This is a genomic window from Ornithinibacillus scapharcae TW25 (genome assembly GCF_000190475.1).
Taxonomy (GTDB): Bacteria; Bacillota; Bacilli; order Bacillales; family Amphibacillaceae; genus Ornithinibacillus; species Ornithinibacillus scapharcae.
The window spans coordinates 53,995-68,982 of the sequence record NZ_AEWH01000020.1 but is presented as its reverse complement, the minus strand read 5'-3'; the positions used below and the strand labels follow the sequence as shown (position 1 = coordinate 68,982).

Here is a 14,988-nt window from a genome sequence, read left to right as displayed (position 1 = left end):
ACAAAATGTTTTTTGATAGTCTTTACTTAAAGCTTAGAAATAAGCAGAATTGTTTTAAAACTTAAGGGGGGGTTAAGTGATGAAAGGTAAGAAAGCGATTACAAAATTAGTGATTTTGTTATTCTCGTTGGTGTTCGTGTTAGCTGCTTGTAGTGATGACGATGCCTCAAGTGATGGTGATTCGAAAGTTATAAAATTTATGCACCTGTGGCCGGAGGGCAGTTCAAAAACCCATTATGAAATTGTAAACGGTATCATAGAGGATTTTGAGACGGACAATCCAGGGGTGAAAGTGGATCTAGAAGTATTAAGTAATGAACAGTACAAGGATAAGATTCAAGTATTGTCAACATCAGACGAATTACCTGATGTTGGGATGACATGGGCAGCAGGTTATTTAGAGCCTTATGTTAATGGAAACAAGTTTGCTACATTAGATGATTTACTAGAAGGCGATTTAGCAGACAGTTTTGTTGCTGGGACAGCAGAGGCTTATGCGCTAGACGGAAAAACATATGGTTTACCATTAGAGTTAAACATTGCAACAATCTTTTATAATAAAGCAATCTTTGAAGAATATGGTCTAGAAGCACCAGAAACATTAGAGGAATTAGAACAAGTAATTGAGACCTTAAATGACAATGGTGTTGCTCCAATTGCACTTGGAAACAAAGACCGCTGGACAGGTTCTTTATGGTATATGTACCTAGCAGACCGAATTGGCGGATCAGATGTTTTAACGAAAGCAATTGATCGTTCTGGTTCATTCGAAGATCCAGCTTTAGTGCAAGCGGCTGAGGAAGTTCAAAATCTAGTTGAAATGGATGCCTTCGTTAAAGGATTTAATGGTCTAGCAGATGAAGAAGCTAAAAGCATGTTTATGAATGAACAGGCAGCGATGTATTTGATTGCAACCTGGGATTTACCGAACTATACAACGAACGAAGATGTTCCTCAGGAATTTAGAGATTCTGTTGGATACTTCCACTTCCCAACAGTTGATGGAAAAGGGGATATGAATAGCTTTGTAGGTGGACCTGGAGTAGGATTATTTGTTGCTGAGGATTCCGATGTAAAAGAAGAAGCAAAAGACTTTGTCTCATTCTTTGTTCAAGAGTGGGGAGAAAAGTCTGTAACAGAGGCAGGCGTAATTCCAGCAACGAAATTGGACGCAAATTCTTTAGAACTTCCGCAAATGTATGTCGATGTACTTAATGATCTGAACTCAGCTAGTAATTTAACCTTATTTGCAGATGTTCAGATGAGCCCTGACGCAGCACAGGTTCATTTAGATATGATTCAGGCAATATTTGGAAATGAAGTAACGCCAGAAGAATTTACGAAAGCACATGAGGATGCACTTTCGGCGGAAGAATAGTAGAGAAATAGTATTCTAACATATGAAATCCAGTGATAAAAGAAAAGGACTTATCCTTACATCTGGAAGGTCCTTTTCTATTTCTAACGATATGGGGTTGAATGAAATGAACAAAGTTATGTCCAATAAATGGGTTATTACATTATATGTTCTTCCTGCCCTCCTTCTGATTGCCGTACTAGTCTTTATCCCGCTGATTCTAACAGGATATTATGGCCTAATGGACTGGGATGGAGTAGGAGAGATGAATTTTATTGGGCTCGAAAATTATATAACTGCCATCCAAGACATGAAGTTCTGGGATAGTGCCTGGCATTCATTTCTATTAGCAATTTTCTCAACAATAAGCTTAGTAATTTATTTAGCTATCTCATTAATCTTAGCTTCCAAAATAAAAGGTGCGGACTTCCTGCGGAAAATATACTTGATCCCGATGCTTTTATCCTCCGTAGCAATTGCACAGCTTTGGATTAAGGTATTTAATCCGACTAATGGAATGTTAAATCATATTCTGATGGTACTTGGAGTTGAAAATCCTCCTGCATGGCTCGCAGATACATCTATTGTGTTATTTGCAATATTTGTTCCAATTCTATGGCAATATGCAGGTTTTTATATTTTGATTTATTATGCTGCTTTGAAAAATATCCCAGAATCCATTATTGAGGCAGCTAGAATTGATGGGGCTTCACCATTGCAAATAGCCTATCGAATTAAACTACCATTAATAATGGGGATTGTTAAAGTAACCATCGTCCTTGCTGTTGTTGGCTCCCTGAAATATTTTGACCTGATTTATGTGATGACAGGCGGGGGACCAAATGGTGCTAGTGAAGTAATGGCTTCTTATATGTATAAGCTTGCGTTTAGCAGTAAAGATTTCGGGTATGGAAGTGCAATCGGGTTCTTGCTATTAGTTATTACCTTAATCGTTACCATTGTTATCCGTAAAATTACGGCATCAAAAGAGGAAATTCAATATTAAGGGAGGGAAAGATATATGAAGCGGATTGGTTACATTCTTCTCTACCTCTGTTTAGGTGGGGTTGCCCTGTTTCAGGTTTTTCCAATCATCTGGTTATTCCTCTTCTCTTTAAAGGATAATCGAGAGATTTTTGCAGGTTCTCCTTTTGCCTTACCTTCTGAATTGAGATGGGAGAATTATGTAAAAGTATGGGAAGGTGGTATTGGGACTTATTTCTGGAACAGTATTTGGATTACGGCAGTAGCGATTATCCTAACAGTTCTATTTGCTAGTATGGTGACATTTGCCATTACGCGAATGAAGTGGAAATTAAGTAAGCTAGTATTAGGCTTGTTTATGGTTGGGTTAATGATTCCCATCCATTCGGCTATTATCCCGTTATTTAGTATGTTTTTAAACGTAGATCTGATTGATAATCCCTGGTCTATTGTGATAACGTATACGGCCTATAATCTACCAATAACCATTATGATTTTACTAGGGTTTTACTACACATTACCACGTGAAATAGAAGAGGCTGCCATTATGGATGGTTGCTCTATTCATCGGATGTTCTTCAAGATTATATTACCAATGACAGCACCAGTCATGTCGACAACGGTGATTATTAATATGATCTACAATTGGAATGAATTTGTATTTGTGAATACATTTATTAGTTCGGATGCGTATAAAACACTAACAGTGGGAATTCAGAATTTTATTGGCCAGTACATGACAGATTGGGGTGCGATTGGTGCAACGCTAATTATTAGTGTGCTCCCAATTCTACTAGCGTTTATATTCTTTAGTAATAAAGTGGTGGAAGGAATATCGGCGAGTGCGGTGAAAGGATAGCAAAGAGACTGAGACAAAGTATGTTCAGAAATGCAATATGATTCATGCACGATTTCCGGTACGGCTATCTAAGTCAAGCCGAACTGCTCATACATTTTCATCAAGATACTTATGTCTCAGCCTCATAACGATTTAAATTGTCTTCTGTTGTTCAATTTTTTGAAAGGCGTGTAGTGCTAGCCACATGCAAATAAAGGCATAAATACTACCACCAAAGATGAAATATAATGCTGGAATGAACTTCATAAGAAAATAGGATGACACTAATCCAATTAGAATGAGAAAGCTATGTAGTGGATTGATAAGCATGATGAGTAATGCGTTTTTCATTAACTGGATTACTTTTACGTCATAATGTACAAAGCTTGGAAAAAGGAAAAGCAAAAATAATATAAACAGCAACATAAAAGCAAAAAGAGGAATAGACAGCCAAGCATATGACTCATTCGTAATGGATTGAATGAAGAAAAAATCAATTCCAATTAAGGCCGCAATGAGAAAAATAATAATTCCAAGCCTATTCCCTTTGAAAAAGTCATGTTTATAGTATTTCCAAAATGATGGAAAGATAGGGATATCGGGTTTGCCTCTTAGCCAATCTCTAGTAATCGCAAACATTGCGATCGTTGCTGGGAAGAGACCGAATAAGATTCCTCCTACTAAAGTGAAGCCAATCCATAATAGATTCACATAAGCAAATCTCGTAATCCATTCTAATAGATTATAAATCTTACTACTTGTGTCATTCATCTATGCACCTCCTTGATGGCTAGGTTACGTATATAGATTTATTCTACATGATGGTTTGATTTTAATATAGTGTTTTTTGCCCACTTTGTTGAGTGGTTAAATTAAGTTTTGAGAAATCGATTAAAAATCATAACTAGGAGGTAAATAGAATGTCCTATTTCCAATCAATTGAAAAGATAAAGTATGAAGGTCCATCATCTCGTAATCCATACGCTTTTAAATTTTATAACCCAGAAGAAAAAATCGGTGGACGTACGATGGAGGAATTTTTACGTTTCGGTGTTGCTTACTGGCATACGTTTACAGAGGATTTGTCTGATCCATTTGGTATTGGTACTGCTATTCGCCCTTGGGATAAGTTTAATGGAATGGATTTAGCAAAAGCCAGAGTCGAGGCTGCATTTGAATTCTTTGAAAAACTCGGTGTTCCGTATTTTTGTTTCCATGACGTTGATATAGCACCAGAAGGAAGGACATTACGGGAATCCAATCAAAATTTAGATATAATTGTGGCAATGATAAAGGATTATATGAAGGATAGTAAGACGAAACTTCTTTGGAATACGGTAAATAATTTTTCCCATCCTCGTTTTGTTCATGGTGCTGCATCTTCCAATCATGCAGATGTTTTTGCCTATGCAGCAGCAAAGGTGAAAAAGGGCTTAGAGATTGGAAAAGAATTAGGAGCAGAAAATTATGTTTTTTGGGGTGGGCGTGAAGGATATGAAACCTTAATTAATACGGATATGAAGTTGGAATTAGATAATTTAGGCCGATTCTTTCATATGGCAGTTGATTATGCGAAAGAAATTGGTTTTGATGCGCAGTTCTTAATTGAACCAAAGCCAAAGGAACCTACCTCTCACCAATACGATTTTGATGTAGCTAGTGGGTATGCATTCCTGCAACACTATGATTTACAAGATTATTTTAAATTTAATATTGAAGCAAACCATGCAACTCTAGCTGGTCATACATTTGAACATGAACTGCGATATGCCAGGGTTAATGGTATGCTAGGTTCGGTTGATGCCAATCAAGGTCATCCGTTACTAGGATGGGATACAGATGAGTTCCCATCAGACTTATACACTACAACCCTAGCGATGTATGAAATCATTAAAAACGGAGGTCTTGGACGTGGTGGACTTAATTTTGATGCCAAGGTTCGCCGTGGTTCTTTTACACCAGAAGATTTATTCCATGCCCATATTGTAGGAATGGATAGCTTTGCAGTAGGTCTGAAGGTTGCTCAAAAATTAATCGATGATCACGTATTAGAGGACTTTATAGCAGAACGCTATAGTAGCTTCCATGAAGGAATTGGTTTAGACATTGTAGAAGGTAAAGTTGATTTTCATAAGCTAGAAGCTTATGCATTAGGTTTAACAGATATAAAACATACATCAGGACGACTAGAGTTATTAAAAGCAACTATGAATCAATATTTGTTAAGAGCCTATGCAGGAGAGTAAGAAAGAACCTTCGGATATTGAGGTGCGGAAATGAAATATGTTATCGGGATTGATTTAGGAACAAGTGCGGTTAAGGTTTTACTCGTTAATCAGAATGGTGAGGTTGAACGGGAAGTCTCCAAATCGTATCCGTTAATACAAGCAAGATCGGGCTATAGTGAACAGGATCCAGAGGATTGGGTAGAACAAACAGTTGCTGGTTTGACAGACTTACTAACAGATTTTTCTGGAGATCCAGTGGAAATAGAAGGAATTAGTTTTTCTGGACAAATGCATGGGCTTGTATTACTCAATGAAAATAATCAAGTTATACGCAATGCCATTCTATGGAACGATACCCGTACCTCGGCAGAATGCCAGGAAGTCTATGATGTTGTCGGGAAAGAGCGTTTACTAAACATAACAAAGAATCCAGCTTTAGAGGGTTTTACATTACCAAAGCTTTTATGGGTCAGGAAACATGAACCGGATTTATTTCGGATGGCAAGAAAGTTCGTTCTTCCAAAGGACTATGTAAGATATAGGCTTACCGGTCAATTACACATGGATTATTCAGACGCGGCAGGGACGTTATTGTTAAATGTAAGTGAAAAAAAGTGGAGTCATGAGATTTGTGAACTTTTAGGGCTAGATATCAAGCTTTGTCCTCAATTAGTTGAATCCCATGAGGAAGTTGGAACTTTAATAGAGGATATTGCAAAAAGTACTGGACTAACTTCCAAGACTCGTGTATTTGCTGGCGGTGCGGATAATGCTTGTGGTGCAATTGGTGCTGGGATATTAGAAGAAGGAAAAACATTATGTAGTATTGGAACATCTGGCGTAGTTCTTACCTATGAAGCTACAGGAGATAAGGATTTTCAAGGTAGGGTACATTATTTTAATCATGGAGCATCCGATGCGTTTTATACAATGGGTGTAACACTTGCAGCGGGATATAGCTTAACATGGTTTAAGGACACCTTTGCGAAACAGGAATCCTTTGAAGAACTATTGGCGGCTATTGACGATGTACCAATAGGTGCAAGTGGACTATTATATACACCATATATTGTAGGGGAAAGGACGCCATATGCAGATGCAACTATTCGTGGGAGTTTTATTGGCGTCGATAGTTCTCACGAGCGTAAGCATTTTGTCCGTGCAGTCCTAGAAGGTATTACATTTTCTCTACATGAATCAATTACTATATTTAAGAATAGTGGAAAGAAAATAGACACCATTGTTTCCATTGGTGGTGGTGCTAAAAATGATGAATGGTTACAAATGCAGGCGGATATTTTTAATGCTTCCATTGTGCGACTTCAAAGTGAACAGGGTCCAGGTATGGGTGCCGCAATCCTTGCTGCCTATGGATGTCGTTGGTTTAACTCACTAAAAGAATGTGCGGAGCAATTTATTATCGAGGATCGTACATTTACCCCAATTCCAGAAAATGTAGCAAAGTATAAGGAATTGTTTTCTATTTACCAAGAAGTTTATGGGAAAACCAAAGAACTTAATCAACAATTAGTTAAGTTTAGGTAATGAGAAAAAACAAGGCTTTCACCAACTATTGGGATAGCCTTGTTTTTTATGTAATGGATTAACTATCTGCACTAAAAGTAAAAACAGTTTTTTGATAATAGGTTTCATCTTTGTTCAAAATGATAGAAGGGAGGTTATCGTGATGTAGTGAGGCCGGTGTACCTTGAGTTTCAAAGCATACGCCTAAATATTTACTGGATGATCCATCTTTATACTTGAAATTACTCAGCTCGTTATTGGCTGTATACATGACCATACCAGGTTGGTTTGTTTCAATGGTCATCATCCGTCCACTCGTTGGTTCCTTTACTGTTACGGACTCTTCCTTTTGCTGATCAAAAATAAAGTAATGGTCGTAACCATCTCCGACTATTTTATGTTGGATATGATCACCGCTTATTCCATCCGTGAGGGGTCTACTGGAACGAAAGTCAAAAGTTGTATTGGTTACATCAAGTAGACTTCCGGTTGGGATAAGGCTTTTATCAAGTTCCAGAATCTTGCTACTATTAATGGATACTTGATGATTATGTATCGTTTCACGTATATTTCCACTTAAATTGAAATAGGAATGGTTTGTTAGTGCCAGAACAGTTGGTTTATCTGTTGTGGCTTTATATTCTAATGAAAGCTGATTCTCGTTTGTAAGGGCATAGGTAACATGTAGAGACACATTTCCGGGGTATCCCTGGCCTTTTTCATGAATTATGTATGTTAAATGTACCCCAACTGAATGTTGATTATGAAAGGGTTCTACATCCCAAATTACTTTATGAAGGCCATGTTTTCCACCATGTAGATGATTGTTTCCCTCATTTTTGTCTACTGTATATGTTTTTCCGTTCAGTTGAAATGAAGCATCCTGAATTCTTCCTGCTACTTGACCAATAAGTGCTCCGAAGAAGTTTTTATCTGATTGATAGTCAAGATGGTTTTGATAGCCTAAAACTACATTTTGAACCTGTCCATTCTTATCAGGAGTTAAAACCTTGGTAATAATGCCACCGAAATTCAGAACCTCAACCATCATTCCATTTTGGTTGATTAACTGGTATACTCTCCAATTATCTTGTAATTGTTTTATCTTAATATCCATGATGGAAACTCCTTATAATTCCATAAATTCTAATATTTTAATTGTAACATATTCAATGTAATATCAGAGGTATTTTACCGTAGATAAACCATATCAACAGTAAAACTCAGGATTTTAACGGCGTTTTATCGTTGATAAGATCGCTTCAGTTATTCCTTCATTCCATCAGCCACCCTAACAACAAAAAGAGCGACATAGTCGCTCTTACCTCCCTAACCTCTATGCATACACAGCTACATTCAACTATTATTTCTTTTTGAAATCGTAAAATTATCCTGCAGCAATAGCCAGTTTTGTGGAAATGCTAGCCCTAGTTTCCAATAGCTTATTCCACGCAGTCCTAGTTCTTTAATCAAATCAAATTTTGCCTGAATGGAACGTGCATCCTCAAACCAAACCTCATGATCTCTTCCTTCAGCATCCCGGTAGCGAAAGAATGGAGCTTGTGCAGTTGTATCATATTGGATTGGAACATTATGTTCCCTAGCAAGTGCTATTGCTTGCTGTGGGCTGACTGCACGAGCATATTGTCCACCTGGTACATATGGTAATGTCCAATCATAACCGTATAGATTTTGACCTAATAATATTTTATTTGCTGGCATTTCTGTTAATGCATATTCGACAACTCTTCTAACCTGGTCTATCGGAGATACAGCCATTGGTGGACCACCACTATAACCCCACTCATATGTCATCAGTACAACAAAGTCTGCTACAGCACCGTGTGCACCATAATCATGTGCTTCATACCAAGCACCTTCCTGTGTTGCACTTGTTTTAGGGGCAAGTGCAGTAGACATAAGAAGTCCTTCTTGTGAAAGACGTTCTCTCGCCTTAGCTAAAAATGAACTATAGGCATCGCGATCCTCAGGAGGCAAAAATTCAAAATCAAAATGAACATCTGTAAAGCCTACCTGCTGGGCAGTGTTTACGATATTATCTAGTAATCGATTTTGAACTTCCTGTACGGTAACAACAATATGCCCTAATTCCGCACTAAACGCACCTTCCTCTAGTGTGGTAATGACCATCATTAGGTAGGCATTATTGGCATCAGCAATTTCTTTGAATTCATTAAGTGGTGGTGCTGCTAGACTTCCGTCACGATTAACACGATAGCTAAATGGTGCGAGGTAGGTTAAATAAGGAGTATGTTTCCTAGCGGCATTTTCTAATGCTTGCGAGACAGTGTCTCCAATTGGCTCGATATAAGCATTAGCGATGATTTCTGGTCTTGATCCTGGGGGAATATATAGACGTAGACCAACATTCAGAGTGCTATTAACAGGAATGTTATTGATCCGAGCTAGCTCTTGATAAGAGATACCAAACCGTGCAGCAATGGAATATAAGGAATCACCGGGCTGAACAAAGTAGAATTGTCCGACAATCGGAATTACCAGTGCTTGCCCAACAACAAGTTGATTCGGAGCGTCTAATTCATTGGCATTAATTAAAGCATCCATTGTTGTACCATATGTACTAGCAATGGAATATAAGGAATCACCTTGGGTAACAACGTGAATCTGCATAATCTCCCTCCTTAAAGTAAAATTCAAGTGGAAACTTGAACACAAATGATGTATCTATATACCACTTTATGAAGGGAGCAAGTACGTTATGCGCATTATATAGGTTCAATATTTGCTTTCATAACCGATTCCATTAAATAGAGTGCATACTTATTTCTATCCTCTTGTTCAGAGGCAATACAGTTTTTTGGTATATGCAATGTGAATGCTTGCGTGTGTGCGTCTTTTGCGGTAAAAAGAATACAAATATCACCTGCGATTCCAGCGATAATTAAATGGGTTCTACCCAATTCTTTCAATAGTGAGTGTAAAGGAGTTTGATAAAAGGCAGAATGCTGTGGTTTAATGAGAAAGTAGTCTGTTTTCCTTGGCTTAATCTGTTGGATAATGTGTTTATTTGCTGGATTCAGACAGTGATTTAGGATTACATTTGGCTCAGATTGCCATAATTGATAATGGTCATTGATGTATATGATTGGCAGTTTCTGTTCGTCAGCAAATTGCCTTAATTTTAGTAGGTTAGGTAAGATGGATTCTGTATGTGTAAGTAATTTTTCACCACCTTCAAATTGAAAGTCATTGATTAAGTCAATAAATAATATTGCTGTATTCGATAATTGGTCATGCAATTGTATACACCTCCAGATACCATGAGCCATTAGTATTGATGTTTTTACATAGATTATGCAGTGATATAAGAGAGTTGTGATAAAAGTGAACGATGCGTTTTACATGCAATTAGCTATTGAACAGGCTGAAAAGGCACGAGAGATTGATGAGGTTCCAATTGGGGCGGTAATTGTTTATGAAGATGAAGTTATTGCAACAGGTTATAATGTGCGGGAACATTCCCAAGACACATTATCCCATGCAGAATTAATCGCTATACAACAAGCCAATCAAAAAATCGGTAGTTGGCGTTTGGAGGATTGTACTTTATATGTAACACTTGAACCCTGTCCGATGTGTGCAGGTGCTATTGTTCAATCAAGGATTAAGCGAGTTGTATTTGGAGCGTTTGATCCAAAGGCAGGATGTGCAGGCACGTTAATGAACCTATTAGAAGAAGAAAGGTTTAATCATCAAGCAGAAGTTACTGCAGGAGTATTAGAAAAAGAGTGTAGTGAACTACTAACAAACTTTTTTAAAGCGTTACGGAAAAGGAAAAAGTAATCCATGTATATCGTTCTCTTTTGGAACTGCCATTGATTTTTTCGCTCAACATGTTATAATGGATATTACCGTGCTAGGTGGGGAGGTAGCGGTGCCCTGTACTCGCAATCCGCTATAGCGAGACTGAATTCCCATCACGAGGTGGGTGACCGTGTGGTCTGCCTCAAGGGATTGGTGTTGACGTTTAGGTCCTGCGCAACAGAGACCCACGAACCCTGTCAGGTCCGGAAGGAAGCAGCAGTAAGTGGTCATCTCTGTGTGCCGCAGGGTTACCTAAACCGAGCCATGAACTTGAGTAACGCATGGGGTCACTTCATCGACGGTGGGTGCACGGCATACATAAGAATGCGAAAGCCTCTTGTTTCTATACAAGAGGCTTTGTCGTACCGAATGTAAAGGAACATACTCTCATCGTACCTATCCACTAAATTAAATCCTTCGTTTCTTTTCAAAGTTTTATTTCATTATCATTCACATTCCATCCTAAAATCGGTATAATTAGGTAGAAATCATAGAGGGGAATCTATTATGAGCTATCAAGCATTGTATCGCGTATGGCGCCCGAAAAATTTCGGTGACGTTGTAGGCCAAACCCATATCACTCGAACACTTCAGAATGCTATTGTTCAGCAAAAGTTTTCTCATGCATACTTGTTTACAGGACCACGTGGTACTGGTAAAACAAGTGCTGCTAAAATTTTTGCTAAAACCATCAACTGTGAACATGCCCCAGTAAAAGAGCCATGTAATGAATGTGCTGCATGTTTAGGTATTCAAGATGGTTCTATTTCTGACGTTATTGAAATAGATGCAGCATCTAATACAAGTGTAGATGATATTAGAGAAATTCGTGATAACGTAAAATATGCTTCCAGTGTTGTCCCTTATAAGGTGTACATTATTGACGAGGTACATATGATTTCTGTAAATGCGTTTAATGCATTATTAAAAACGTTAGAAGAGCCTCCGAAGCATGTCGTATTTATTTTGGCAACAACAGAGCCACATAAAATCCCACTAACGATTATTTCAAGATGCCAACGGTTTGATTTTAAACCGATATCTAATCAAGCAATTGTGGATAGAATGCAAACCATCGTAGATGCTGAAGAAGTATCCGTATCAAAGGAAGCATTGGATGCGGTAGCATTAGCAGCAGAAGGTGGAATGCGCGATGCACTTAGTATTTTAGACCAAGCAATTTCGTATAGTGAGAATAGTGTAGAACTAGAAGATGTTTTAGCGGTTACCGGTGGCGTATCGCAACGAATCTTAACGGACATTGTATCTGCTATGAATCAGAAAGATGTTCAATCAACACTTAAAATGTTAGACCAGCTCATTCAGAATGGAAAAGATCCGGGTAGATTTGTTTATGATATCATATACTTCTTACGTGACTTATTACTGTATAAGAGCGCTCCAGATCTAGATGGTATCTTAGAAAGAGCTATGATTGATGAAGATTTTCGTAAGCTTTCAGAAGAAGTATCCGAAAAGTGGATACAGCAAGCTATTATGCAGCTCAATCAATGTCAGCAGGAAATGAAATGGTCTAATAATCCAAAGGTATTTATTGAAATTGCGATGATTACAATTACGAATCGCCATCAGGATGCAGGAGATACATCTGATACTGCATCGCCTGAAGCAGTCATTCAATTAACACAGAAACTAGCTCAGTTAGAAAAAGAAATTACAAACTTAAAACAAGCACCACCACAACAACAGGTGGCATCACAGCCAGAAAGAAAAAGAATACAACCTAGTAAGTCTAAAAATAGCTACAAGATTCCGTTTGAAAGAATACGCAATGTACTAAAGGAGGCACAAAAGCCTGCTTTGAAAGAAGTACATTCACATTGGGCAAACTTCTTAAGTAAGCTAAAGGCAACAAGTGCGCCAGCACATGCTGTGGTTCAAGATTCTAAGCCAGTTGCGGCTTCAGACACGGCGTTAGTTGTAGCGTTTAAATATGAAATTCATTGTTCTTTGTTTTTAGATAATCGTGAACTTGTAGAATCCGTGTTGACGAGTGTCTTAAATAAAACGCTAACCATCATTCCAATACCGAATAATGATTGGCAAGAATTACGAACTGAATATGTGAAAAGTCAAGAACCATCTAATCCCGATGGGCAAGGTGCTGCTGATCCAGTTGTAGATGAGGCAAGAAAGCTATTTGGAGATGACTTGATCGAAATACATGAATAACCTAATTAAAAGGAGGCGTTTTCCATGAAAGGTATGGGAAATATGGGTAATATGATGAAGCAAATGCAAAAAATGCAGAAGAAAATGATGCAAGCGCAGGATGAACTATTTGAAATGGAATTCGAAGCTTCAGCTGGTGGCGGTATGGTAACCGTGAAAGCGAATGGCAAAAAAGAAATTACAGATGTTGTTATTAAAGAAGAAGTAGTAGATCCCGATGATATTGAAATGCTACAAGATTTAATTATTGCTGCAACGAACGATGTATTAAAGCAAATTGACGAGAAAACGAATGCAACAATGGGTCAATTTACGAAAGGATTAAACGTCCCAGGACTTTTCTAGGGGCTAGCTTCAGGCGCCAACGACTAGCGGACTTCCTTTACCTCCGTACGATAACAGTTCAGGCGATAGACTGAATTTCCCTATTCTTCGGTCGTCGTGTTTCCTTTATCTCCTACGGGGTATGTTCGATTAAGATCGTCGCTTTGCGCGACAACATCGAACTACCTGGCTTGGCCAGGCGCAGTCCGTACGTCGTTGAACAGGCGCCTTACGCTTTTCGAGGGGGAAAACATCATGTATTATCCAGAACCGATTTCTAAGCTAATTGATAGCTTTACAAAATTGCCAGGTATTGGGCCTAAGACGGCTGTTCGTCTGGCTTTTTTTGTGTTAAATATGAGAGATGATGATGTGCTTGAGTTTGCTAATTCACTTGTCAATGCTAAGCGTGAACTAACACATTGCTCGGTTTGTGGTCATATTACAGACCAAGATCCATGTGCAATTTGTTCTGATTCATCTAGAGATAACTCGGTCATTTGTGTTGTTCAGGATCCAAAGGATGTTATTGCGATGGAGAAAATGAGGGAATTTCGGGGGAAATATCATGTTCTTCATGGTGCGATATCGCCAATGGATGGAATTGGTCCAGAAGACATAAATGTTCCAGATTTATTAAATCGATTAAAGGATGAAGAAGTGAATGAAATTATCCTAGCAACAAACCCTAATATTGAGGGAGAAGCAACTGCGATGTATATTTCGCGTTTAGTAAAACCATCTGGTATTCGTACAACGAGGATTGCACATGGTTTACCAGTTGGTGGAGATTTGGAATATGCAGACGAAGTCACATTATCGAAAGCTTTAGAGGGTAGGAGAGAACTGTAAAGTTAGGTGACAATTGTGGGAAGAAAGAAAAAAAAGCAAAAGCGAGAGGTCGATGAGCTTTTACTTGATGCTATCTTCTCCATCGAACACGAGTGGAAACAGATTAAATCTATTGTTAACCAATCAATAGAACCAACATTTGATGGGAAAAGCACAGAGAAAATAGCTCAATCAAAGTATTTATTTTTACTAAGGGAAGCAAAGCACCGTAAAATTAGCGCGGTGCGGTATAGTAAATAATATAGAAGAGGCACTTACAAACATGTAGGTGTCTTTTCTTTTTTGGTCTTATTAATAATTTGTTCTTTTTTCATGTCCTCCATCATATTTACTTATAAGGGACAAGTTAAAGGAGTTGGTTTTTAAATGGATTCAACCATTATAATCGGGATTATGGTTGCCGTTATTGTGTTATTGCTATTCGTCGGTGCTTCCTTTAAACCATTACGATTTATAACCACTGGTACGGTAAAACTAGGTATTGGGATTCTATTTTTATTTTTCTTTAATGTAATTGGTGGTTCGTTTGGATTACATATTCCCATCAATTTATTTACTGCTGTTGTATCGGGATTTTTAGGATTATTTGGGGTTGCTTCATTAGCTGCTATTCATATGATTATTCTTCCATAATATTTTCAGTCTTTCCTGCATATAACTAGCGGCAAACTAATGTTAAATACAGTTAGCTTTTTTCGCGTAGTAGATATAGCTTGAAGGTGTACTGAGATAATACAGCAAAGAATGATATAAAAATAAAAAAATGTAAAAAGAGTTGAAAGCTAACCCTTTTTACATTTTTTGTTTTTTGGCATATTCTTTTATCTGAAGTTGTATAGAAA

General features: G+C 37.9%; 15 protein-coding genes and 1 other RNA gene. 12 read left to right on the top strand and 4 right to left on the bottom strand.

All coding sequences use genetic code 11. The features are described from left to right. Positions 1 to 79 precede the first annotated feature (79 nt). The 3 genes from G5W_RS0105645 to G5W_RS0105635 all read left to right on the top strand — a co-directional run bounded on the left by G5W_RS0105645 (position 80) and on the right by G5W_RS0105635 (position 3,200). Positions 80 to 1,378 (top strand): extracellular solute-binding protein, encoded by a 1,299-nt coding sequence (locus tag G5W_RS0105645; protein WP_010094943.1) that lies wholly within the window; start codon positions 80 to 82, stop codon positions 1,376 to 1,378. 106 nt (positions 1,379 to 1,484) lie between these two features. Continuing rightward, a complete protein-coding gene (locus G5W_RS0105640; protein ID WP_010094941.1) occupies positions 1,485 to 2,363 on the top strand; it encodes a carbohydrate ABC transporter permease in 879 nt (292 codons plus the stop codon). A gap of 15 nt (positions 2,364 to 2,378) precedes the next feature. Next, positions 2,379 to 3,200: a carbohydrate ABC transporter permease gene (locus G5W_RS0105635; RefSeq protein ID WP_010094939.1), complete on the top strand. Its 822-nt coding sequence runs from the start codon at positions 2,379 to 2,381 to the stop codon at positions 3,198 to 3,200. A 132-nt stretch (positions 3,201 to 3,332) separates the two neighbouring features. Here the strand turns inward: G5W_RS0105635 and G5W_RS0105630 are convergent, their stop codons facing one another. Then, positions 3,333 to 3,950 carry a YesL family protein gene (locus G5W_RS0105630; protein ID WP_010094937.1) on the bottom strand — a complete coding sequence of 206 codons (618 nt, stop codon included), beginning with the start codon at positions 3,948 to 3,950 and terminating at the stop codon, positions 3,333 to 3,335. A 149-nt stretch (positions 3,951 to 4,099) separates the two neighbouring features. Here G5W_RS0105630 and xylA point away from each other — a divergent pair, with 149 nt between their 5' ends. Together xylA and xylB are read left to right on the top strand one after the other, a co-directional pair. Further along, on the top strand, positions 4,100 to 5,425 hold the full coding sequence (gene xylA / locus G5W_RS0105625) for a xylose isomerase (RefSeq protein WP_010094936.1): 1,326 nt from the start codon (positions 4,100 to 4,102) through the stop codon (positions 5,423 to 5,425). A gap of 30 nt (positions 5,426 to 5,455) precedes the next feature. Then, positions 5,456 to 6,952, top strand: coding sequence for a xylulokinase (gene xylB, locus G5W_RS0105620; RefSeq protein ID WP_010094935.1), 1,497 nt, complete (start codon positions 5,456 to 5,458; stop codon positions 6,950 to 6,952). Positions 6,953 to 7,010: 58 nt separating this feature from the next. On the opposite strand, the gene G5W_RS0105615 is transcribed toward xylB, so the two are convergent. From G5W_RS0105615 to G5W_RS0105605, 3 genes are all read right to left on the bottom strand, one after another. Beyond that, positions 7,011 to 8,048, bottom strand: a complete 1,038-nt coding sequence (locus G5W_RS0105615) for an aldose epimerase family protein (protein WP_010094934.1) — start codon at positions 8,046 to 8,048, stop codon at positions 7,011 to 7,013. Between the two features lie 239 nt (positions 8,049 to 8,287). Continuing rightward, a complete protein-coding gene (locus G5W_RS0105610; RefSeq protein WP_010094933.1) occupies positions 8,288 to 9,583 on the bottom strand; it encodes a glycoside hydrolase family 18 protein in 1,296 nt (431 codons plus the stop codon). A gap of 95 nt (positions 9,584 to 9,678) precedes the next feature. After that, on the bottom strand, positions 9,679 to 10,242 hold the full coding sequence (locus G5W_RS0105605) for a cysteine hydrolase family protein (protein ID WP_050801652.1): 564 nt from the start codon (positions 10,240 to 10,242) through the stop codon (positions 9,679 to 9,681). Positions 10,243 to 10,288: 46 nt separating this feature from the next. Between G5W_RS0105605 and tadA the strand changes: the two genes are divergently transcribed. The 7 genes from tadA to G5W_RS0105575 all read left to right on the top strand — a co-directional run bounded on the left by tadA (position 10,289) and on the right by G5W_RS0105575 (position 14,779). Beyond that, the gene (gene tadA / locus G5W_RS0105600) at positions 10,289 to 10,756 is read left to right on the top strand and encodes a tRNA adenosine(34) deaminase TadA (protein ID WP_029191026.1); all 468 of its coding nucleotides are present in this window, start codon (positions 10,289 to 10,291) and stop codon (positions 10,754 to 10,756) included. 68 nt (positions 10,757 to 10,824) lie between these two features. Then, an RNA gene (gene ffs / locus G5W_RS23155) (signal recognition particle sRNA large type) lies at positions 10,825 to 11,090 on the top strand. Between the two features lie 194 nt (positions 11,091 to 11,284). Then, the gene (dnaX, locus tag G5W_RS0105595; protein WP_010094927.1) at positions 11,285 to 12,970 is read left to right on the top strand and encodes a DNA polymerase III subunit gamma/tau; all 1,686 of its coding nucleotides are present in this window, start codon (positions 11,285 to 11,287) and stop codon (positions 12,968 to 12,970) included. Positions 12,971 to 12,994: 24 nt separating this feature from the next. After that, positions 12,995 to 13,315: a YbaB/EbfC family nucleoid-associated protein gene (locus G5W_RS0105590; protein WP_010094925.1), complete on the top strand. Its 321-nt coding sequence runs from the start codon at positions 12,995 to 12,997 to the stop codon at positions 13,313 to 13,315. A 234-nt stretch (positions 13,316 to 13,549) separates the two neighbouring features. Further along, positions 13,550 to 14,146, top strand: a complete 597-nt coding sequence (recR, locus tag G5W_RS0105585) for a recombination mediator RecR (RefSeq protein WP_010094924.1) — start codon at positions 13,550 to 13,552, stop codon at positions 14,144 to 14,146. A 15-nt stretch (positions 14,147 to 14,161) separates the two neighbouring features. Next, complete coding sequence (locus G5W_RS0105580; protein WP_029191025.1) at positions 14,162 to 14,386, top strand: YaaL family protein; 225 nt, start codon at positions 14,162 to 14,164, stop codon at positions 14,384 to 14,386. A 126-nt stretch (positions 14,387 to 14,512) separates the two neighbouring features. After that, complete coding sequence (locus tag G5W_RS0105575; protein WP_010094922.1) at positions 14,513 to 14,779, top strand: pro-sigmaK processing inhibitor BofA family protein; 267 nt, start codon at positions 14,513 to 14,515, stop codon at positions 14,777 to 14,779. The last annotated feature ends 209 nt before the right edge of the window (positions 14,780 to 14,988 follow it).